19 protein-coding genes are annotated in these 19,971 nt (G+C 70.4%); 8 read left to right on the top strand and 11 right to left on the bottom strand.

The window, feature by feature from the left end:
• Positions 1-8: 8 nt before the first annotated feature.
• Positions 9-1,964, bottom strand: a complete 1,956-nt coding sequence (locus ACZBH1_RS11035; RefSeq protein ID WP_463646392.1) for a helicase HerA-like domain-containing protein — start codon at positions 1,962-1,964, stop codon at positions 9-11.
• Between the two features lie 4 nt (positions 1,965-1,968).
• A complete protein-coding gene (locus tag ACZBH1_RS11030; protein WP_463646391.1) occupies positions 1,969-2,643 on the bottom strand; it encodes a phosphatase PAP2 family protein in 675 nt (224 codons plus the stop codon).
• Between the two features lie 106 nt (positions 2,644-2,749).
• On the opposite strand from ACZBH1_RS11030, the gene ACZBH1_RS11025 reads away from it, so the two are divergent.
• Positions 2,750-3,250 carry a nitroreductase family deazaflavin-dependent oxidoreductase gene (locus ACZBH1_RS11025; RefSeq protein WP_336394882.1) on the top strand — a complete coding sequence of 167 codons (501 nt, stop codon included), beginning with the start codon at positions 2,750-2,752 and terminating at the stop codon, positions 3,248-3,250.
• Between the two features lie 10 nt (positions 3,251-3,260).
• Here the strand turns inward: ACZBH1_RS11025 and ACZBH1_RS11020 are convergent, their stop codons facing one another.
• Positions 3,261-4,652 carry a multidrug effflux MFS transporter gene (locus tag ACZBH1_RS11020; protein ID WP_336394881.1) on the bottom strand — a complete coding sequence of 464 codons (1,392 nt, stop codon included), beginning with the start codon at positions 4,650-4,652 and terminating at the stop codon, positions 3,261-3,263.
• A gap of 367 nt (positions 4,653-5,019) precedes the next feature.
• Here ACZBH1_RS11020 and ACZBH1_RS11015 point away from each other — a divergent pair, with 367 nt between their 5' ends.
• Together ACZBH1_RS11015 and ACZBH1_RS11010 are read left to right on the top strand one after the other, a co-directional pair.
• On the top strand, positions 5,020-5,730 hold the full coding sequence (locus tag ACZBH1_RS11015) for a thioredoxin-like domain-containing protein (RefSeq protein ID WP_336394880.1): 711 nt from the start codon (positions 5,020-5,022) through the stop codon (positions 5,728-5,730).
• Between the two features lie 9 nt (positions 5,731-5,739).
• Positions 5,740-6,414 (top strand): DUF305 domain-containing protein, encoded by a 675-nt coding sequence (locus ACZBH1_RS11010; RefSeq protein ID WP_378884620.1) that lies wholly within the window; start codon positions 5,740-5,742, stop codon positions 6,412-6,414.
• Between the two features lie 75 nt (positions 6,415-6,489).
• Here the strand turns inward: ACZBH1_RS11010 and ACZBH1_RS11005 are convergent, their stop codons facing one another.
• The 3 genes from ACZBH1_RS11005 to ACZBH1_RS10995 all read right to left on the bottom strand — a co-directional run bounded on the left by ACZBH1_RS11005 (position 6,490) and on the right by ACZBH1_RS10995 (position 10,239).
• The gene (locus ACZBH1_RS11005) at positions 6,490-7,464 is read right to left on the bottom strand and encodes a carbohydrate ABC transporter permease (protein WP_336394878.1); all 975 of its coding nucleotides are present in this window, start codon (positions 7,462-7,464) and stop codon (positions 6,490-6,492) included.
• A complete protein-coding gene (locus ACZBH1_RS11000) occupies positions 7,464-8,810 on the bottom strand; it encodes a carbohydrate ABC transporter permease (RefSeq protein WP_336394877.1) in 1,347 nt (448 codons plus the stop codon). Before ACZBH1_RS11000 ends, ACZBH1_RS11005 begins: the two co-directional genes overlap by 1 nt.
• Positions 8,811-8,898: 88 nt before the next feature.
• Positions 8,899-10,239: an ABC transporter substrate-binding protein gene (locus ACZBH1_RS10995; protein ID WP_336394876.1), complete on the bottom strand. Its 1,341-nt coding sequence runs from the start codon at positions 10,237-10,239 to the stop codon at positions 8,899-8,901.
• A gap of 245 nt (positions 10,240-10,484) precedes the next feature.
• Between ACZBH1_RS10995 and ACZBH1_RS10990 the strand changes: the two genes are divergently transcribed.
• Entirely contained in the window at positions 10,485-11,534 is a 1,050-nt protein-coding gene (locus ACZBH1_RS10990) for a LacI family DNA-binding transcriptional regulator (RefSeq protein ID WP_336394875.1), read from the top strand.
• 65 nt (positions 11,535-11,599) lie between these two features.
• Here ACZBH1_RS10990 and rplL read toward each other — a convergent pair whose 3' ends face one another.
• The 3 genes from rplL to ACZBH1_RS10975 form a co-directional block, all read right to left on the bottom strand.
• The gene (gene rplL, locus ACZBH1_RS10985) at positions 11,600-11,989 is read right to left on the bottom strand and encodes a 50S ribosomal protein L7/L12 (protein WP_141883983.1); all 390 of its coding nucleotides are present in this window, start codon (positions 11,987-11,989) and stop codon (positions 11,600-11,602) included.
• 42 nt (positions 11,990-12,031) lie between these two features.
• Positions 12,032-12,547 carry a 50S ribosomal protein L10 gene (gene rplJ, locus ACZBH1_RS10980; protein ID WP_194396148.1) on the bottom strand — a complete coding sequence of 172 codons (516 nt, stop codon included), beginning with the start codon at positions 12,545-12,547 and terminating at the stop codon, positions 12,032-12,034.
• 450 nt (positions 12,548-12,997) lie between these two features.
• Positions 12,998-13,981, bottom strand: coding sequence for a type IV toxin-antitoxin system AbiEi family antitoxin (locus tag ACZBH1_RS10975; RefSeq protein WP_463646390.1), 984 nt, complete (start codon positions 13,979-13,981; stop codon positions 12,998-13,000).
• A gap of 333 nt (positions 13,982-14,314) precedes the next feature.
• Between ACZBH1_RS10975 and ACZBH1_RS10970 the strand changes: the two genes are divergently transcribed.
• Positions 14,315-14,977, top strand: a complete 663-nt coding sequence (locus tag ACZBH1_RS10970) for a YqaJ viral recombinase family protein (protein WP_336394873.1) — start codon at positions 14,315-14,317, stop codon at positions 14,975-14,977.
• A gap of 6 nt (positions 14,978-14,983) precedes the next feature.
• On the opposite strand, the gene ACZBH1_RS10965 is transcribed toward ACZBH1_RS10970, so the two are convergent.
• Positions 14,984-15,487, bottom strand: coding sequence for a 2'-5' RNA ligase family protein (locus tag ACZBH1_RS10965; RefSeq protein ID WP_463646389.1), 504 nt, complete (start codon positions 15,485-15,487; stop codon positions 14,984-14,986).
• A gap of 150 nt (positions 15,488-15,637) precedes the next feature.
• Between ACZBH1_RS10965 and ACZBH1_RS10960 the strand changes: the two genes are divergently transcribed.
• The 3 genes from ACZBH1_RS10960 (at position 15,638) to ACZBH1_RS10950 (ending at position 19,025) form a co-directional block, all read left to right on the top strand.
• The gene (locus ACZBH1_RS10960) at positions 15,638-17,374 is read left to right on the top strand and encodes an MDR family MFS transporter (protein ID WP_463646388.1); all 1,737 of its coding nucleotides are present in this window, start codon (positions 15,638-15,640) and stop codon (positions 17,372-17,374) included.
• Positions 17,375-17,385: 11 nt separating this feature from the next.
• The gene (locus tag ACZBH1_RS10955) at positions 17,386-17,850 is read left to right on the top strand and encodes a MarR family winged helix-turn-helix transcriptional regulator (protein WP_452324620.1); all 465 of its coding nucleotides are present in this window, start codon (positions 17,386-17,388) and stop codon (positions 17,848-17,850) included.
• A gap of 149 nt (positions 17,851-17,999) precedes the next feature.
• Positions 18,000-19,025 (top strand): NADP-dependent oxidoreductase, encoded by a 1,026-nt coding sequence (locus ACZBH1_RS10950; RefSeq protein ID WP_463646387.1) that lies wholly within the window; start codon positions 18,000-18,002, stop codon positions 19,023-19,025.
• Positions 19,026-19,034: 9 nt separating this feature from the next.
• On the opposite strand, the gene ACZBH1_RS10945 is transcribed toward ACZBH1_RS10950, so the two are convergent.
• Positions 19,035-19,928 (bottom strand): LysR family transcriptional regulator ArgP, encoded by an 894-nt coding sequence (locus ACZBH1_RS10945; RefSeq protein ID WP_463646386.1) that lies wholly within the window; start codon positions 19,926-19,928, stop codon positions 19,035-19,037.
• Between the last annotated feature and the right edge of the window lie 43 nt (positions 19,929-19,971).

The raw sequence follows: 19,971 nt of genomic DNA, 5'->3' as shown, positions 1-19,971 counted from the left end.
CGGATGCCTCAGCGCCTGCCGGTGCCGAAGATCCCGCGGATCACCCCACCCAGTATCGTCTGCGTGGACTTGGAGTCGAGGATCTGCTCCAGCGGGGACTTCGACGACGAGCGCGACGTGCGCGTGGTGCGCGTGGTGCCGGCGGTCTTCTTGAGCAGGCGCTCGTACTCCTGCCGCGCCTTCTTCTCGGCCGCCGCCTGCTGCTTGTCGATCGCCGCCTTCTGCTTCGCGTACTCGGCGTCCGCCTTGGCCTTCGCGAGGGCCGCCTCCTCCGCGGCGGCGGCTTCGTCGGCCGCCCGCATCTTGGCGGTGAGGATCTCGCGCGCGGACTCGCGGTCGATCGCCGTGCCGTACTTCGCCAGGAGCGGCGACGCCTTCACCGCCGCCTCGATCGCGGGGTCGGGGGTCGGCGACATGAGTCCCTGCGGTGCGCGCAGCCGCGTCCAGGCGACCGGTGTGGGTGCTCCCTTCTCGCTCATCACCGTGACGATCGCCTCCCCGGTGCCGAGCTCCTGCAGCACGCGCTCGAGGTCGTAACCCGACGTGGGGTACGTCCCGACGGTCGCCCGCAGGGCTTTCGCGTCGTCCGGCGTGAAGGCGCGCAGGGCGTGCTGCACGCGCGAGCCGAGCTGGGCGAGCACGTCGGACGGCACATCCTTGGGCGTCTGCGTCACGAAGAAGACGCCGACGCCCTTCGAGCGGATGAGGCGCACGGTCTGCACGATCGCCGCGAGGAAGTCCTTCGAGGCGTCCGTGAAGAGCAGGTGCGCCTCGTCGAAGAAGAAGACCAGCTCGGGCTTGTCGGGATCCCCCACCTCGGGCAGGATCTCGAACAGCTCGGCCAGCAGGTACATCAGGAAGGTCGAGAACAGCTCGGGCTTGTCGATCACGCCCGGGACCTCGAGCAGGCTGATGACGCCCCGCCCGTCGGGCGCCGTGCGGATGAAGTCGGCCACCTCGAACTCGGGTTCACCGAAGAAGACGTCGGCTCCGGCATCCGCGAACGTGATCAGCTCGCGCAGGATCACGCCGGCCGTCGCCGCCGACAATCCACCCAGCTCCTTGAGCTCGGCCTTGCCCTCGTCGCTCGTGAGGTGCGTGAGCACGGCCCGGAGGTCGGCCAGGTCGACCAGCGCCAGGCCGTTCGCGTCGGCGTAGTGGAACACCAGGCCCAGGCTCGACTCCTGCGTGGCGTTGAGCCCCAGCACCTTGCTGAGCAGCAGCGGACCGAAGCCGGACACCGTCGCCCGCACGGGCACGCCCTTGCCGATGCCGCCCAGGGCGAAGTACTCGGTGACGGATGCCTCGGGCGTCCAGTGCTGCCCGATCCCCCGGGTGCGCGCCAGCAGCTTCTCGCTCGGCTCACCGGGCGTCGCCACCCCCGACAGGTCGCCCTTGATGTCCGCGGCGAAGACGGGGACCCCCTTGGCGGCGAGCTGCTCGGCCAGCCCCTGCAGGGTGCGCGTCTTGCCGGTTCCGGTGGCGCCGGCGATCAGGCCGTGCCGGTTCATCATCCCCAGCGGGATGCGGACCTGGGCCTCCGGCACCGGCTCGCCGTTGACCAGCGCGCCGAGGTCGAGCGTGGCGCCCTCGAATCCGTAGCCGTCGGCGATGTCGCGGACCTCGTTCGCGTCGAGCGGGCCGGCGGGCGTGTGCGGCAGGTCCGTACCGGCGGCGGGCGCCGGGGTCTGCGGCTCCGGGACCGGGGGCGCCGGGGCTGCGGAAGGTGCGGGTGTCGCGTCGACCGTCGGGGCCGACGGCGCGGCGGGCTCACCCGCGACGCGGGCCTTCGCGGCGGCCGCTTCGGCGGCGGCGAGCGCGGCCTTGGCCTGCGCGGCCTTGAGCTGCGCCTCGGCCGCCTCCGCTTCCGCCCGCAGGCGGGCCAAGTCGGCCTCCGCGGCGGCGACGGCCGGGTCGGTCGAGGGTGCGGTCGCAGGCGGGTCTGGCGCGTCGGCGGCGGTCATCCGCTCAGCCTATCGACGCGCGTTTCGCCCTGACATCGAGTTTCTCCCGCTCCCTCGCCATCGGGACCGCGAACGCGGCCGCCACGAGGAGGGCGGCGCCCGCGCCGATCAGGGCTCCGCCGACGGTGTCACTCAGCCAGTGCGCGTGCAGATACGTGCGGCTGAACGCCATCAGGATGATCCACACCCCGCCGACAATCGCCACCCACACCCGCGGGAAGATGACGTAGGCGGCGACGGCGATCGTGGCGGCGTTGGCGACGTGCCCGGACGGGTACGAGCCGTAGTCCGCGATCACGACGATGTCCTCGGGGCGGACCCGTCCGAACAGGTGCTTGAGCACCTGGACGCCGCCGGCCGACACCGCCTCCGCCGCGACGAAGTACACGGCCGCCCACGGCCGCCGCAGCAGGACGAGCACGAGGGCGCCGCCGATGGGCACCGCGAGGACGGCGACCCACCCGCCGCCGACCCAGTCCATGAAGTACGAGAAGGCGCTGAACACCGGGTTGAACATGGCGGCCACCAAGGCGTTCCACCCGAGGTCGATCGCGAACGGCTCGTCGCCCCTGCTGAAGACCCACCATCCGAGCAGGCACGCGAGCAGCGCGAGGCCTCCGCCCACGATCAGGAAGGCGACCACCGGTACCGCGACCCGCCGCTCCGCCGATGTCGTCATCGCCCCATTCTGCCGCGCGGCACGACCGCGGTCACCCTCTCGCCGTGATCGCCACGCGGATGCTATGGTTCGGACTCGATCCGCGCCGCGGCGGGACGGAGGTGGCATGACCCGCGTCGTCGACGTCGTACGGGCGGTCGTCGCGCCGCTCACCCGCACGCGCCTGTTCAGGCGCATCATCGGCCCGACGCTGCTCCCGCCGATCGAACGGGCGATCGCCCGCGCGACGCACGGCCGCGTGCAGCTGAGCGCGCTGCTCGTCCCCTCGCTCGTGCTCCACACGGTCGGCGCCATGTCGGGTGAGCCGCGGGACGTGCCCCTCATGTACACCCCCGACGGGCGCGGGCGGGCGATCGTGGCCGGAACCAACTTCGCGGGGGCGCGGCATCCTGCGTGGACCGGGAACCTGCTCGCGCACCCTGACGCCGCGATCACCGTGCGCGGACGGCGCATGGCGGTCCGCGCCGCACTCATCCCCGCCGGCGAACGCGAGGCCGCCTGGTCCCTCATCCAGCGCCAGTGGCCGGGCTACCGCGACTACGAGCGCGAGTCCGGGCGCACGGTGCGGCTGTTCGTCCTGCAGCCGGTGCGACCGCCCGCGCCCTGAACCGGTCGGCTCAGGGCGCGAGCCGCTCCACCGTGCGCGGGCGCACGATCAGCCACAGCGCGAGCACACCCACGACGGAGCATCCGACCATGACGGACGCCATGGTGGTCGCGGTGATGCCGGCATCCGCCGCGAGCCACCCCACGAGCGGCGAGATGATCCCGGCCACGCCGAAGTTCGTGGCGCCGATGATCGACTGGGCCGTGCCCGCCGCCTTGCCGTGCCGGTCGAGCGCCAGCACCTGCACGCAGGGGAAGGTGAATCCGCAGCCGGTCATGAACACGAACAGCGGGATGATCGTGCCCCAGATGCCGAGGCCGAGCTGGTCGGTGACGATGATGGCGGATGCCGAGACCGCGAGCACGGCGGTCGACCACGCCATGACCCACTGCGGGCCGAAGCGCGCGGCCAGGCGCGACGCCGTCTGGACGCCGACCACGACGCCGAGCGAGTTGGCGGCGAAGAGCAGGCCATACTGCTGGGCGTTGAAGCCGTACTCCTGCTGGAACAGGAACGATGAGCTCGACAGGTACGAGAAGAGGCCGGAGAAGGTCATTCCGCCGATGATGAGCACGCCGATGAACACGCGGTCGCTGAAGACGCTGCGATACCGCTGCCACACGGTCGTCGCGCCCCTCTCGTGCCGGCGAGCCGGCGGAAGCGTCTCGGGGAGGAAGATCATCGCCGAGACCAGCATCACGGCCCCGTAGACGGCCAGCACGACGAAGATGCCGCGCCAGGGCATGACGGCCAGGAGCGCGGAACCGACCAGCGGCGCGAGCACCGGCGCGACACCCGAGACGAGCGCCAGCCGGGAGAGCATGACGACCAGACGCCGGCCGCCGAAAAGGTCGCGCACGATCGCTGCCGCGACCACGCCGCCGGCGGCCGCCCCCGCTCCCTGCAGCACGCGTGCCACGGACAGCAGCTCGAGCGTGGGCGCGAAGGCGGCGGCGGTGCTGGCCAGCACATGGAGGGCGGTGACCGCGAGGAGCGGCACGCGACGGCCCACCTTGTCGCTGAGCGGGCCGACGATGAGCTGACCCAGAGCGAAGCCGATCATGGTGCCGGTGAGGGTCAGCTGGATGGCTGCCGCGGTGGTGTCGAAGTCCGCCTCGAGCACCGGGAACGCCGGCAGGTACAGGTCGATCGTGAACGGACCCAGCGCCGTCAGCGCGCCGAGCAGGACGATGTAGAGCACCCGGCGGCGATGCGGGATCGAGTCGCCCGGGTGCAGCACGATGGGCGCGGTCGCCGGATTGCTGCCGAGGGTGCGGATGGCGCCCGTCGACGTCGCGTGGGGCTTCGGGGGGAGGGCGGCGCGGCCCTGGTCTTCGGGCCGGGGCTCGGCGGGGACGCGGTCTTCGCGCCGCTGGACGGGGATGGATGCGGTATCGAGCAACAGGGACTTCGTTTCGTGGCAAGGCCGTCAGGAGCGAGGCGGGGAAAGCGATCGCACGGGCGGTGCGCCGGGAGGGCGTGCGGGTGCGGAGGGAGCGGGCGCGAGTCGTCCGACGCTGCCGATCGGCGTCGCTGCTCGTGCGGGAGACCGTCAAGGTCGAATCGATTCGAGCACCATGTTACCGGATGGTCCCGCCCCGCTCGCAAGCGCTCTCCCGCAGGGCGCCGGCACAGGTCCCGGCTGTCGGGCCCTTCTCAGGGCAGGGCTCATTCGCTCGCATAGGATGAGGGCAACCCGTCAGCCTCCCGCCGAACGGCGTGGGCCGGGCGCCCCGACCGCTGTTCATCGATTGGCAGAGATCACGAGCATGACCCCGTCCCAGGCCGACAAGCGCAAGAGCGGCAACCCGGCAACGCAGGCCCAGATCGACCTCACGGTCAAGCAGCAGCGCGAGCAGAAGCGCCAGGAGAAGCTCGCGGAGTACCAGCGACAGCTCGCCAAGCGGCGCCGCAGCCGGCTCGTCTGGTGGATCGTCGGCTCGGCGGCCGCGCTGCTGGTGGTGGCCGCGATCGTCGCGTCGATCGTGTTCGCCCCCGCAGCCCCTCCGACCTACGACCGCGGCGACAGCGACGGCAGCGGCATCGAGGGTCTCGAGACGTTCGAGAACACCGCCAACCACGTCGACACGACCGTCGACTACGAGCAGACCCCTCCGGCCGGCGGCGACCACAACGCGATCTGGCTGAACTGCGGCGTCTACACCGAGCCGGTGCCGAACGAGAACGCCGTCCACTCGCTGGAGCACGGCGCGGTGTGGGTCACCTACGACCCCGCCCAGGTCTCGGACGACGACATCGCGGCGCTCGAGGCGCAGCTGCCCTCCACCTACACGGTGCTCTCGCCCTACGAGGGCATGGACACCCCGATCGCCGTCAGCGCGTGGAACGCCCAGCTCAAGGTCGACGCCGCCGACGACGAGCGCATCGAGGAGTTCGTCCGCGCGTACTGGCGCAGCACCAACGCCCCCGAGCCGAACGCGGCCTGCACCGGCGCGTTCGACGCCCCCGGCAAGCAGTAGGGTTCCGTCGTGTCGGACGACGCCTCGACCGGATCCCCCCGGCGCTGGGTGGTCATCGTCGTCGGGCTCGTCCTGATCGCCGCGCTCGGTTTCGCGGTCGGCCGGTTCTCGACGTTCGGCGCGGCGCAGAGCGTCGCCGCCCCGGGGACGAGCTCACCCGAGGCCGGTTTCTCGCGCGACATGCAGGTGCACCACGCCCAGGCGATCGAGATGGCGATGGAGATCTACCGCAAGACCGAGGACGACGAGCTGCGCGTGCTGTCGTACGACATCGCCACCGGCCAGGCCGGCCAGCGCGGCGAGATGTACGACTGGCTCGTGCAGTGGGGGCTCCCCCAGACCGGCGACCCGATGATGCAGTGGATGGCGGAATCCTCCGTCGACCACGACCACGGTTCGAGCACGGGCGAGGCGATGTCCGAGGACGAGGCGCGGGCGGCCATGGGGATGGCTTCGGCCGAAGAGCTGACCGCGCTCCGGACCGCCACCGGCCAGGAGGCGGACTGCCTCTTCCTCGAGCTGATGATCCGGCACCACGAGGGCGCGATCCCGATGGCAGAGGCGCTCCTCGAGCTCGGGAGCGACCCTCGCGCGCTGCAGGTCGCCGGGACGATCCAGTCGGGCCAGACGGCCGAGATCGACGCGATGCAATCCATCCAGCGGCGCCTCGGCTGCAGCGCCTGACACACCGACCCTCGGACGACGGATGCCGCGGACCGGCGCTCAGCGCCTGGCCGCGGCATCCGTCGATCTGCTGTGTCAGCCCTTCGTGGCACCCGCCATCAGGCCTCGCACGAAGAAGCGCTGCATGGCCAGGAACACGATGAGCGGCACGATCAGCACGAGGAAGGCTCCTGCCGACAGCAGGAACCACTGATCGCCCCACGAGCCCGACAGGGAGTTCAGCGTCTGCGTCATCGGCAGCGACGAGGTCGGCGCGAAGATCGTCGCGACGAGCAGGTCGTTCCACACCCAGATGAACTCGAAGATGGCGAAGGACGCCAGCGCGGGCGTTGACAGCGGGAGGATGATCCGGAAGAAGATCTGCCCGTGTCCTGCGCCGTCCACCCGAGCCGCCTCGATCACATCCGAGGGGATCTCGGAGATGAAGTTGTGCAGCAGGAAGATGGCCAGCGGCATCGCGAAGATGGTGTGGGCGATCCACACCGTCGCGAAGCTGTGGTCCACCTCGCGCATCTCCAGGCCGGGGAAGATCATCACGTCGCCGATCTCCAGCCCCCGCGAGAACAGCGTCAGCAGCGGCACCAGGGCCATCTGGATCGGCACGATCTGCAGCGCGAACACCGCGACGAACAGGAACCCGCGGCCCTTGAAGTCCATCCACGCGAAGGCGTAGGCCGCCAGCGAGGCGATCGCGAGCGAGAACACCGTGACGGGGATGGTGATCGCGAGGGAGTTGAGGAAGGACTCCCCCAGGGTCAGCGCGGTTCCCCCCGACGTCAGCGCGGCCTCGTAGTTGCCGAGCGTGAAGTCCGGGTTCGTGAAGACCGTCCACCAGCCCGACGTTGCCGAGTCCGCACCGGGGCGGAACGACGTGATGAGCAGGCCGAGGGTCGGGATCGTCCACAGGAAGGCGATCGCCACCGCGATCACGGTCGCCAGCGGCGACGTGAGCCGCTTCTGCGCCTGCGACTCGTTGCGACGCGTCTCGCGTGCGACCTTGCGCGCGGCCGCTCTGTCGAAGCTCGTCGTCTCGGATTCGACGGCGGTCATCAGCGGACCTCCCTCTGCTTGCGAAGCTGGATCACGTTGTAGACGAGCAGGGGCGTGACGAAGAGGAAGATGAGCACCGCCAGCGCCGCCGAGTGCCCGTAGCTCTGGAAACGCTGCTGCTGGTTGACCATCTCGAAGCCGAGGACCGTCGAGTTCGACCGGCCACCGGTCATCACCGCGACGATGTCGTACAGCTTCAGTGCGGCGATCGTGATCGTGGTCAGCACGACGATGATCGCACCGCGGATCCCGGGGACCGTGACGTTGATGAAGCGCTGCCACGCCGACGTCCCGTCCAGCTGGGCCGCCTCGAGCTGCTCGGCGGGGACCGCCTTGATCGCAGCGGACAGCACCACCATGGCGAAGCCCGTCTGCGCCCAGACGAACACGAAGAGCAGGCAGAACGTGTTGACCAGCGGCCAGATGTCGAGCCACCGGACCGGCTCGCCGCCGAAGGCGACGACGATGGCGTTGAGGAGGCCGACCTGCTCGCCCTGGCGGTAGTCGTACACGAACCGCCAGATGATGCTCATGCTCACCCCGGCGAACGCGAACGGCATGAAGACGAGGATCTTCAGCAGACGGTCACCGCGCGCGCGCTCCATGAAGGCCGCGTACGCGAGCCCGACGATGAGCGAGAACACCGGGGCGAAGATCGCCCAGATGAGCGTGTTGATGATCGACCAGAATCCCTGCGGATTCGTGAAGGCCCAGACGTAGTTCTCCATCCCGACGAAGTTCTCGCCGCTCTTGTCGTAGAACGACTGGATGACCGTCGAGATGGTGGGATACACCAGGCCGACCAGGAGCAGGATGGCGGCCGGCGCCATGAAGAGCACCAGCTGGTACAGGTAGCCGGACCCTTCGCGCGCGCGGTGGTCGGCGTAGAACAGCAGTCCGCCGGAGATGAGGGCGATGGGGACCACGTACAGGACGGCGCCCTCGTACGGGCGCAGCATCATGAACGCCAGGAACGGGATCGCGAAGCACGAGATGAGCCGCAGCCAGAAGTAGCCGCGCCCCGCACGCGGGGCGTACTCGATCAGCACGAGCAGGATCGCGACCACCACGCCGAAGATCAGCACGATGACGGGGATCTGGGCGATCGGCCCCAGGTTGCCGATCCACTGGAAGAACGAGTTGAACGAGATGCCCAGCGAGACGGGCCTGGCGTCCTGATTCGGAGGGCTGAGGAGCAGGAAGACCACCAGCGCCGCGATCAGGATGAGCCCGATCGTGACGACGAGCCGGGTCGTCTTCTGCGACGGCGGCTTCCTTCCGCCGCGCTCGGCAGGCGGGGGCATCGTCTGCCCCTGATCCGCCGCCGATGTTGTGGTCTGAGACATGTTCTGCCTTCCCCCGTCGACGCCGACGGATGACGTCACGCCGGTGCCGGGACCGCGTGCGCGGATCCCGGCACCGACGTGCGGTGCGTCAGTTCTCGTAGCCTGCCTGGATGTCTTCCAGGACCTGCGGCGTCGGCTTGCCGTCGATCCAGTCGACCATGCCGCGCCAGAAGGAGCCCGAGCCGACAGTCGCCGGCATCAGGTCGGAGGCGTCGAAGCGGAACACCGTGTTCGGGTCCTGCACGATCTCCATCGCCTCGGTCAGGAACTCGCTCGACGCCAGCGACGGGTCGGCGCCCGTGTTGGCCGAGATGGCGCCGCCGAGCTCGACGCGCGCGTCGGCGAACTCCGGGGTCGACATGTACTCGAGCACCGCCTGCGTCGCGGCGTCGTCCGAGAACGCCGTCACGAACTCGCCGCCGCCCTCGACCGCCAGCTCGCCCTCCTCGATGCCGGGGAGGATGAACGCGTAGATGTCGCCGTCAGGGGCAATGGTCGGCGTCTCGCCCTCCGCCGTCTGGGCGGTGAGGAAGTTCGCCGTGAGGAACGAACCCTGGTGCGTGAGCGCGCACGTGCCGTTGGCCACGGCCGCCGCGATCGGGTCGCCGAACGCCGTCGAGTTGATGCTCTTGACATCACCGAATCCGGCGTTGACGTACTCGGGGTTCAGCAGGATCTCGCCCACGGCGTCGAACGCGGCCTCGATGTCGGGGTCGGTGAAGGGCGTGTCGCCCGCGGCCCAGCTGTCGTACACGTCCGGGCCCGCTCCGCGCAGGACGAGGTCCTCGACCCAGTCGGTGCCCGGCCAGCCCGACGCCGCCTCGGACGAGAAGCCGGCGCACCACGGGGGCTCGCCGGTGGCGTCGCGGATCGTCTGCGTCAGCTCGAGCAGCTCGTCCCAGGTCTTCGGGACCTCGACGCCCCACTCCTCGAAGCTGGCGGGCGAGTAGTACACGTAGCCCTTCAGGTTCGCCAGCATCGGAGCGGCGTAGAAGGTGCCGTCCAGCGAGCCGTACTCCTTCCAGTCCTCCGACCAGTACTCGTCGACGTTCGCCGACACCTCCTCGGTGGCCTCCTGGACCTCGCCGGTCTCGATGAGCGAACGGAGCAGACCGGGCTGCGGCACGATCGCGATGTCGGGAGCGGATCCGCCCGCGACCTTCGTGACGATGTTGCCCTCGAAGCCCTTGTCGCCGGTGTACTCGACGATGATGCCGGTGTCCTCGGTGAACTGGTCGAACGACTTCTGGAGGTTCTCCGCCTCCGAGCCGGTGATGCCGCCTGCGATCTCGACGGTCTCCCCCTCGACCGAGCCGTCGTCACCGGCCTCGTCACCGCCTTCGGCGCAGCCGGCGAGCGTCAGCGCCGCGATGGTCGCCACTCCCAGTGCGATGTAGCCGCGTCCGCGGCGGGATCGCAGTGCAGTCATGGTGTCTGCCTCCTCCTTGAGTTCGCGGAGCCGCGCCTCTCGGGCTCCGCACGTGAGAGATCGGGAACCGATTCCATGATCACGCTAGGGGATGCCGCCGGGGCGCACAATCTCCCCCGGTCACAACTCGGTAAACCTGCGTATCGGGGGTGGTGCCGTCCGCACCTGCACGGCACAATGAGGCCTGGAACCGGTTCCAGATTCCGGGTGACGGTGATGTCCCCGGACGCACGAGGAGGACCCCGATGGCGGGCATCGCCGACGTGGCTCGGGTGGCAGGCGTGTCGAAGTCGACGGCCTCGCGCGCGCTCACCGGCTCGGGCTACGTCTCGGCGGCCACGCGGGCGCGCGTCCAGGACGCCGCCGCTGCGCTGGGCTACGTGCCGACCACCAGCGCGGTCAGCCTCGTCACCGGACGCACGCAGACCGTGGGCGTGGTCATGCCCTCACTCGACCGGTGGTTCTTCGCGCAGGTGCTCGAGGGCATCCAGGACGCCCTCCTGGAGCGGCGGTACGACCTCGCGCTGTACGGCGCACCGCCGGAGTCGGCCGCCCGGCGCGAGATGTTCGAGCACTTCCTGGCGCGCAAGAGGTTCGACGGACTGATCGCGGTGGGGATCGAGCCGAGCGCGCACGAGCTCGAGCGCCTGGTGGCCTTCGGCAAGCCGGTCGTCGCCGTCGGCGGCTACGACATCGGCACAAACGCGGTGACGATCGACGATCAGGCAGCGGCGCGCATCGCCACCGATCACCTCGTCGGCCTCGGGCACCGCGAGATCGCGTTCCTCGGCGGCGACCCGGACGGCCGCCGCACGAGCTTCGGGGACGGCCGTCGCCTCCACGGCTACCGGGCGGCGATGTGCGACGCGGGCCTGGAGGCCCGGATGCGCCATGTGCCGTCCGAGGTCACCCTGCCGGGCGGGTACGGCGCCGCGGTCGAGCTGCTGGGCGACCGTCGCACGCGGCCGACCGCCATCGTCGGAGTGTGCGACGAGGTGGCCGTCGGCGCCATCATCGCCGCCCGCCGGCTCGGCATCCGCGTGCCGGAGCGCCTCAGCGTCGTCGGCATCGACGACCACGCCTACGCCGAGATGTTCTCGCTCACGACGCTGCAGCAGCGGCCCCACCAGCAGGGCCGCGCCGCGGTGCAGCTGCTCATGTGGCAGCTCGACGACCCCGGCGCGCCGACGCACCGGCTCTACGAGTCGTCACCGCTCGTGGTCCGCAACTCCACGGCCCCCGTCGACGACGAGGCGTCGGCGGTCATCGGCGTGGGGCCGTGGGGCGGCTCTTGATCGGCGGACATGACGAAGGCCCCGGATGCGCAGCATCCGGGGCCTTCGAATTCGCAGAAGCGAGATTACTTGAGGGTAACCGTCGCGCCGGCCTCCTGGAGGGCGGCCTGAGCCTTCTCGGCGGTCTCCTTGTTGGCGCCCTCGAGGACGGCCTTGGGAGCACCGTCGACGACGGCCTTCGCCTCACCGAGGCCGAGCGAGGTCAGCTCGCGGACGACCTTGATGACCTGGATCTTCTTGTCGCCGGCGGCCTCGAGGATGACGTCGAACGAGTCCTTCTCCTCGGCCTCCTCGGCGGGGGCACCACCGGCGGGAGCGCCGGCAGCGGCCACGGCCACGGGGGCGGCGGCGGTGACGTCGAAGGTCTCCTCGAACGCCTTGACGAACTCGCTGAGCTCGATGAGCGTGAGCTCCTTGAACGCGTCGAGCAGCTCCTCAGTGCTGAGCTTTGCCATGATGATTCTCCTTGATTGTGGTTTTGCTTAGCCGAGGCCCGTTCAGGCCGCGGACTCCTGCTTCTCGCGCAGTGCGTCGACCGTGCGAACGGCCTTCGACGGCAGTGCGTTGAAGACGTAGGCCGCCTTCGTCATCGAGGCCTTCATCGCGCCGGCGAGCTTCGCCAGCAGGACTTCACGGCTCTCGAGGTCGGCGAGCTTGTTGACCTCGTCCGCGCTCAGGGGGTTTCCGTCGAAGAAACCGCCCTTGATCACGAGAAGAGGGTGTGCCTTGGCGAAGGCGCGCAGACCCTTCGCGACGGCGACCGGGTCACCGTGCACGAACGCCACGGCCGACGGACCCTTGAGGTCGTCGTCCAGCGACGTGATCCCCGCGTTGTTCGCGGCGATCTTGGTCAGCGTGTTCTTCACCACGGCGTACTCCGCGTCCTGACGGATGCTGTTGCGCAGCTCCTTGAGCTGCGCAACCGTCAGACCGCGGTACTCGGTCAGCAGAACGGCGGTCGAGTCCTCGAAGTGCTTCGTGAGCTCGGCGACCGATGCTTCCTTCTGCGCCATGGCCACTCCTTGTGTGTACGAGACGCTCCGCGGTGGCGGGCGCCGGCCGGAGGCATCCGTCATCTGGTCTCGTCACGGGAATGAAAAAAGCTCCGGCGCAAGCGCACGGAGCAGAATCCTGGATCCAGGAGAATCGTTCGTGACACCTGCGCGGGCCCCTGCATTCGCAGTGCTTCGATCTCGTACGCTTACACGCACGTCGATGACCGGCGGTCTTCGGCTTCCCCAAGGGTACGCGATGCCGCCCCCTCCGCCAAATCGACGCCCCTCCCCCGGCCGCCCGGTCTCCCGGTCCCCCTCCTGCCCGGTGGCCCTTCCTCCCCCCAACACTCCCCAACCCTCCGCCGACATCGCAGTATCTCGGCGAGCGACCACGTTGTCGGCGCCCAGAACATGGTTGCTCGCCGAGATCGCGGTTACTCGGCACGATGTTCCGGCACGGCGACGGCTCTACGGCAGGCGGATGCCGAATGCCGTGAGGCGCTCCGCGAGCGACTGGGCGGTGCGCAGGTGCTTGTCCTCTACGCGGACGAAACGCTGCTGGGTCGTGCCGCGGATCCAGTCCTCGCGACGCTTCTCGTCGAGGAGCACCTGCTGGAGCGTGCGCCCCGACCTCAACGCCTCATCCTCGTACTTCCCCATGCCGTCCACCTCGAGGAAGGTCCTCGCCTCCTCGATCTCGGCATCCACGCGGTAGTCCTGACCCTCCGGCCCGGCCACCGGCACCTGCAGCCGGACCCGCTCGAAGCCGAGCCCGTGCAGCAGAACTCGTGCAACGCTCTCGGCGGGCGACTCGGCGCGTCCATCCGCCATCTCGACCACCGTCGCGGCCTGCCTGACCCCGCGCTTGCCTTTCGCTCGCGCCACTCGCGCGCGCATACGCTCCCGCCAATCCTCTGCCGCGTCCTCGTCATACGTACGGTCGCGGAACGCGACCTGGCGCAGCGCGGCGTCGGCTGCGGCGACGGCGGTCTCCAACCCGACAGAGCGGACGAGGTCGAACACCGTCCTGTCGAGCGTTGTCGTGCGGATGCCGTGCCGCTCTGTCACATCGTCCGCCGGCATGGCCTCCAGGTGACGCCGGAGACCGGTTCGGCTGGAGACGTGCTTGCCGCCCGGAAGGGTCACGTGGACGGCGCGAGGGACGTGGCGGTGAAGCGGGAGCTCCCACAGCACCGCACTCGACTCGCGGCATGCGACGCCACCGCCGCCACGCATCTCACCGAACGCTGCGGCCACCTCGACCCGATGCCGCGATTCGGGCCAGAGGTCCGCCCAGTCGGCCTCGAGGACATAGCAGTTGCGGTGCAGCCGGATGAGCGTTCCGTTCGCCAGCGCCCTCCTGACGTCTCGATCACCCCAGCGATTGCGGTCGAGCAGCTCGCGGGTGAGCACGGCGCGTCGTGCGTCGTCGAAACCGATGTGACGGGGCATCCGAGCAACGTCCCAGACGCCGGCCGCGAGAAGCCGTCGCCCAACTCCCTTCTGTGGATCCGATGAGCGGAACGCCGGCTCGTCCGATGCTGGGGAGGAGAGGCTCCCGGGCTCGGGATCAGCACCCTGGGCTGCCGCGTCGCCGGCACACGTGCGCCGAGTTCGCACGTCGTCGGCGAGTGACCACGTCCTCGGCGCCGAGAACGTGTCGGTTCGGCGAGAAACCGCGATGTCGGCACAAGAAGGGAGGGAGGGAGGGAGGGAGGGAGGGGCTACGCCGGGGGGCGGGTGTCGCGGGCGGCGGATGTCGCGGCGGCGGCGTACGGTTGATCCGTGACACCCGAGCTCGCCGCCCGCATCGTCGCGGATTCCCGCGACCGGGTCGCGTGGGTCCGTGCGCGGTCGCGCGGCATCACCGCGACCGATGTCGCGGCGCTGACCTCCGACAGGGCGATCTCGCGCGCAGCCGACGCGAAGCTGATGGGCTCAGGGTTCTCCGGCAACGCCTACACCGCGCATGGCCGCGCGCGCGAGCCCGAGATCGCGGGGTGGGTCGCCGCTACGCACGGCATCCAGCCGTCGTCGGCGCTCTTCCACGCCGTCGTCGAGAAGCGCCATCTGGCCACACCCGACGGCATCGCAGTCGACGGCGCGGGCCGCGTCATGCTGGCCGAGATCAAGACGACCAACAAGGCGTGGCGCAGCATCCCCCGCTCCTACCTTCGCCAGGTGTGGTGGCAGCAGCACGTGCTCGGGGCCGAGCGCACGCTCGTCGCGTGGGAGCAGCACGACGGCTTCGTGCCGGTCGGCGACGAGCCGCGCTGCGCGTGGGTCGACCGCGACGAGGCCGAGATCGCGAAGCTGGTGCGCCTCGCCACCGCGCTCATCGACGAGCTCTATCTGCGCACGACGCGCGCGCGACGCACGGATGATCGGATGCCGCAGCCCCCGGCTCCGCCCCGCGAGCCGTTCCGCGCCCTCGCCCTCGCCGACTGAGTCCGCTCAGCGCAGGGTCGTGACCTGCTTGGCCGAGGCATCCCACACCCGCAGTCCCACCGCGTGCCCTCGAGCATGCCCGAGCTGCACCGCGCGCAGCGCGAGCGCCAGGCGTTCGGGATCGAGTCCGCGGGCGAGCGTCATGTGCGGCGACCAGCGGTCGGGCGCCGTGTTGGCGTAGTGCGACTCGGGCGGGCCGATCCGCCGCGTCACCTCCGCGTGGAACGCGAGCAGCGCTGCGACGGGCACGACCTGCCGGGTCAGGACCAGCCGCGGGCTGCGGCCGAAGAGCAGCACGCCGCCGAGTTCGAGCGGCAGCGGCAGGAGGTCGGCGATCCCCTCCAGCTCACGCGGGTCGATGTGCTCCCGCACGGCGAGGGTGACGTGGGGGCGGTTGCTCGGCGCGGGGTTGCGCCCCGAACTCGGCAGCCCGGCGTCGATCAGGTGCGTCCAGTCCTCCCTCACAGCGCGGTCCACGGCGTCGTCGGGGACCAGCTCCACACTGAACACCTCTCCATCTTCCGCCGATCCGCGCCTCCCGGATGGTTGACACACCTCAACCATCAATCTATAGTTGATCCACATCAACTGTTGACTTCGATCAACCAGCTTCCGGCGCCGCCGCCGATCCTCCCGTCCATCGCCTCGGAAAGACCATCCATGACTGAACCCACCCCCGCGACCGGATCGGTCGCCGCTGTCGACGACAGGCGCCGGCACCGCACGGTGCTGCAGGCGCTCACCGGCCTCCTGCTGGGCATGTTCGTGTCGATGCTCGCATCGACCGTCGTGTCGACCTCGCTGCCGGTCATCGTCCACGACCTGGGCGGCGACCAGGCGGCGTTCACCTGGGTCGTCACGGCGACCCTCCTGACGACGGCGATCTCGACTCCCATCTGGGGAAAGCTCGCCGACCTCTTCGACCGCAAGCTGCTGATCCAGCTCGCGATCGTGCTCTTCGTGCTGGCCACCGCGGCCGCGGGCTTCTCGCAGGACCCCGGCACGCTCATCGCGTTCCGCGCCGTGCAGGGCCTCGGCGCCGGCGGCCTCGCCGCGCTGAGCCAGGTCATCATGGCCGACATCATCAGCCCGCGCGAGCGGGGCCGCTACATGGGCCTGTTCGGCGCCGTCATGGCCGTGGCGACCGTCGGCGGGCCCCTCCTCGGCGGCTTCATCACCGACACCATCAACTGGCGCTGGAACTTCTTCATCGCGCTGCCCTTCGCCGTCGCGGCGCTCATCATCATGCAGCGCACGCTGCACCTTCCCGCCCGCCCGAAGCAGAAGGCGCGCATCGACTACGTCGGCATCGTGCTGCTGTCCACCGCCGTGTCGCTGCTGCTCATCTGGGTCACCGGCGCCGGAAACGACTACGAGTGGTGGAGCGTCGAGACGGCCCTCATGGTCGGGGGCGCGCTCCTTGCGGCCGTGCTCTTCGTGATCGTCGAGCTGCGGGCGAAGGAACCCCTCATCCCGCTCACGCTCTTCCGCGACCGGACCTTCACGCTCGCCGTCGTGGCGTCGATCTCCATCGGCATCGCGATGTTCGGCACCTCGGTCTTCCTCAGCCAGTACATGCAGCTCGCGCGCGGGGCGACCCCGACGGAGGCGGGGCTCATGACCCTCCCGATGATCGGTGGCCTCCTGCTCGCGTCCATCGTGATCGGCGGCCTCGTGACCCGGCACGGCCACTGGAAGCCCTACCTCATCGCCGGCGGCGTGCTCCTCATCGCCGGCTCGTACCTGCTGTCGACCATCCACTACGACACGAACTTCGCGCTCGTCTCGCTCTACATGTTCCTGCTCGGCGCGGGGGTCGGCATGACGATGCAGAACCTCGTGCTCATCGTGCAGAACACCGCGAAGCCGAGCGAGATCGGGGTGGCGAGCTCGGGGGTCACCTTCTTCCGCAGCCTCGGCGGCACCGTCGGCGTCTCGGTGATGGGCGCCGCGCTGGCGGCGTCGGCGACGGACCTCTTCGCCGACCGCACGGACGACATCGCGTCAGCCATCATGACGCTCGGCGAGAAGGGCGCCGCCATCGCGGAGCAGCTCCAGTCCGGCACGATCCCGCAGGTCTCTGCGCTGCCCGAGGGCGTCCGCGTGATCGTCGAGGACATCTACGCGCAGGCCATCGCGCACTCGTTCCTCATCGCCGTGCCGCTGGCCGTGGTCAGCCTCATCGCGATCCTCTTCCTGCCGAACGTGCCCCTGACCCGGATGACGACGAGCGAGCGCGTGCAGGCCAGCGAGGCCGACCTCGCGACGGTCTCGACGGCCGAGGGCATGGCGGCGCTGACGGCGACCGCTCCGCGGACGGGGAACACGGATGCCTCCGCCGCCGCACAGCCCGAACCGTCCGGCGACGCGTCGGACGAGGCATCCGTCCGCCGCTAATGTCGATCACGATGACCTCCCCCGACACCCGAGCGGCGCGCACCGAGGCGGTGCGCGCCCTCGAGGCGGAGTTCGGCGAGCTGGTCACGCGCTTCCGGCGGGTGATCAGCGAGAACGCCAACAGGGTGAGCCCCGGCATGCTGCCGGGCGCCTACAAGGTGTTCACCACCATCGTCCGCCGGGAGCGGATCACCCTGTCGGCCCTCGCCGAGGTCCTGATGGCCGACAAGGGCCAGATCAGCCGCACGGTGCGCGAGCTGGAAGCACTCGGCCTCATCGAGCGCACGCCCGATCCGGACGACGGGCGGTCCCACCTGCTGTCGCCGACCGCGTTCGGGCTGGAGCGCCTCGCCGAGGCGCGCGCACCGCAGGAGAACACGCTGGTCGATGCGCTCGCGGAGTGGCCGCTGGAGGACATCCGCAACCTCACGCGGCTGCTGCACGCCCTCACCGCGGGCGAGACGCCTCACCGCTGACGCCTGACCGCTGACGGCCGACGCCCCACAGGCGCTCTGCGGCTGGGCTTAGCACCGGCGTAACACGGTCGAGACGTGGGCAGGGTTGACTGGTGCCACGGGGATGGAATCCGGTGCCGACGGCGGCACGCCCGCGGAAGGAGTGCACGATGAGGATCCGGCCGCTGCGATCATCGCCCGACGTCCCGCTCACCGAGGTGGCCGACCCGCCCGATACGATGCGGGCCATGGTCGTCGACGCGCCGGGGACGCCGGACGCGCTGCGCGCGGCATCCGTTCCCGTCCCCTCCCCCGTGCTCAGCGAGGTGCTCGTGCGGGTGGTGGCCGCGGGCGTGAACCCGATCGACGCCAAGACGCGGTCGGGCGCGGGGGTGTCCGCCTCCATCGGCGGGTATCCCGCCATCCCCGGGTTCGACTTCAGCGGGATCGTGGTGAAGAGCCCGTACGAGTCCCACCCGTTCCCGCCGGGAACCGAGGTGTTCGGCATGGCGGCGTTCCCGCGCACCGGCGGGACGTACGCGGACTACGTCGTCGCGCCGACGCTGTCGGTCGCCCGCAAGCCCGCCACGCTGTCGCACGTCGAGGCGGCGGGCGTGCCGTTGGCGGCCCTGACGGCCTGGGGGCTCGTGGTCGAGACCGCTCACGCGCACGAGGGTCAGCGCATGCTGATCCACGCCGGCAGCGGCGGCGTCGGTCACTTCGCGGTGCAGTTCGCCGCGTACTTCGGCGCGCACGTGACCGTGACGGCCTCCGCGCGCAACTCCTCGTGGCTGCGCGAGCTCGGCGCAGCGGTCGTCATCGACTACACGACCACGCGCTTCGAGGAGGTGGTCCCCGAGGTGGATGTCGTGATCGACCTCGTCGGAAACGTCTCCGCCGACACCGGCTCCCGCTCCCTCGAGGTGCTGCGCACGGGCGGGCTGTATGTTCTGGTGCCCACCGGCTCGTGGCCGGGGTACGCGGCGGCCGCGGCCGGGGCCGGCGTGCGCGCGACGTCGTACAAGGTCATCCCCGACGGCGGAGCGCTGGCGACGATCGCCCGCCTGCTGGACTCGAGCGCGGTCCAGGTCTACGTCGAGCAGGTCTTCGAGCTCGAGGAGGCGCCCGGCGCGCACCGCGCGATCGAGGCCGGTCACACGCGCGGCAAGGTGGTGCTCCGCGTCAGCGACGGCTGACCTGCAGTGTCACCGCACGGGCGCGAGCACGCGCCTGCCTTCGGCGACGACCTCGTCGGCGATGGCGTCCAGGAGCGGCGAGCGGAGGTTCCACTGCTGCCAGTGCAGCACCACGTCCACCGGGCGGCCGCCGAGCAGGACGAGCTCGCCGCGCTCGATCGCGTCGTGCGACTGGAACCGCGGCAGCATCGCCCAACCCAGTCCGAGCCGCACGGCGGTCGCGAAGTCGTTCGAGGCCGGGACGTAGTGGCGCGGTGGCCGCGCCGGATCGACGCCCTGTTCCGAGAGCCACTCGTTCTGGAGGTCGTCGCGGCGGTCGAAGTCGACCACGGGTGCGGCGGTGAGGGCGGCGAGCGGCTCCCCGGCGAGCCAGCGCGCCGCGAAGCCCGGCGTGGCGACGGCCTCGTACCGCATGGCGCCGAGCACCGACGAGCGGCATCCGGGCACCGGCGCCGCCCGTGAGGTGACGGCGCCCATCACGGTTCCCGACTCCAGCAGCCCGGCCGTGAAGTCCTGGTCGTCGCGATGCAGGTCGAAGACGACCGGATGCCGTTGCGCGAGCCGGGCGAGCGGCTCGAGGAACCACGTCGCCAGGGAGTCGGCGTTGACGGCCAGCGGCACGCTCGCCAGCGCGGCGTCAGCGGGGTCCGCACCGAGCTCGGCGAGCGCGTCGTGCTCGAGCAGCGCCGTCTGGCGCGCCAGCCGGATGACCGACGCTCCGGCCTCGGTCGCGCGGGCGGGCTTCGAGCGCACCAGCAGGAGACGCCCCAGCTGCTCCTCCAGCGCCTTGATGCGCTGACTGACGGCGGACGGGGTGATGTGCAGTCGCCGGGCGGCGGCGTCGAGCGTGCCCTCGTCGACGACGACGGCCAGGGTCTCTGCCAGCTCGAAAGGGATGCGCATCTTCAGTGGAGCTAATGGTACTGAAGAACCATGAGCTGGACTA

Source organism: Microbacterium sp. ZXT2-5 (genome assembly GCF_055329545.1).
Note: the sequence above shows the minus strand (reverse complement) of the source record. Positions and strands in the feature narration are given on the sequence as shown.

Bases quoted from the DNA above. Each gene is read 5' to 3' on its own strand.
- ACZBH1_RS11035 (WP_463646392.1), bottom strand. From the start codon at position 1,964: ATGACCGCCGCCGACGCGCCAGACCCGCCTGCGACCGCACCCTCGACC.
- ACZBH1_RS11030 (WP_463646391.1), bottom strand. From the start codon at position 2,643: ATGACGACATCGGCGGAGCGGCGGGTCGCGGTACCGGTGGTCGCCTTC.
- ACZBH1_RS11025 (WP_336394882.1), top strand. From the start codon at position 2,750: ATGACCCGCGTCGTCGACGTCGTACGGGCGGTCGTCGCGCCGCTCACC.
- ACZBH1_RS11015 (WP_336394880.1), top strand. From the start codon at position 5,020: ATGACCCCGTCCCAGGCCGACAAGCGCAAGAGCGGCAACCCGGCAACG.
- ACZBH1_RS11005 (WP_336394878.1), bottom strand. From the start codon at position 7,464: ATGACCGCCGTCGAATCCGAGACGACGAGCTTCGACAGAGCGGCCGCG.
- ACZBH1_RS11000 (WP_336394877.1), bottom strand. From the start codon at position 8,810: ATGTCTCAGACCACAACATCGGCGGCGGATCAGGGGCAGACGATGCCC.
- ACZBH1_RS10995 (WP_336394876.1), bottom strand. From the start codon at position 10,239: ATGACTGCACTGCGATCCCGCCGCGGACGCGGCTACATCGCACTGGGA.
- ACZBH1_RS10990 (WP_336394875.1), top strand. From the start codon at position 10,485: ATGGCGGGCATCGCCGACGTGGCTCGGGTGGCAGGCGTGTCGAAGTCG.
- rplL (WP_141883983.1), bottom strand. From the start codon at position 11,989: ATGGCAAAGCTCAGCACTGAGGAGCTGCTCGACGCGTTCAAGGAGCTC.
- rplJ (WP_194396148.1), bottom strand. From the start codon at position 12,547: ATGGCGCAGAAGGAAGCATCGGTCGCCGAGCTCACGAAGCACTTCGAG.
- ACZBH1_RS10975 (WP_463646390.1), bottom strand. From the start codon at position 13,981: ATGCCCCGTCACATCGGTTTCGACGACGCACGACGCGCCGTGCTCACC.
- ACZBH1_RS10960 (WP_463646388.1), top strand. From the start codon at position 15,638: ATGACTGAACCCACCCCCGCGACCGGATCGGTCGCCGCTGTCGACGAC.
- ACZBH1_RS10955 (WP_452324620.1), top strand. From the start codon at position 17,386: ATGACCTCCCCCGACACCCGAGCGGCGCGCACCGAGGCGGTGCGCGCC.
- ACZBH1_RS10950 (WP_463646387.1), top strand. From the start codon at position 18,000: ATGAGGATCCGGCCGCTGCGATCATCGCCCGACGTCCCGCTCACCGAG.
- ACZBH1_RS10945 (WP_463646386.1), bottom strand. From the start codon at position 19,928: ATGCGCATCCCTTTCGAGCTGGCAGAGACCCTGGCCGTCGTCGTCGAC.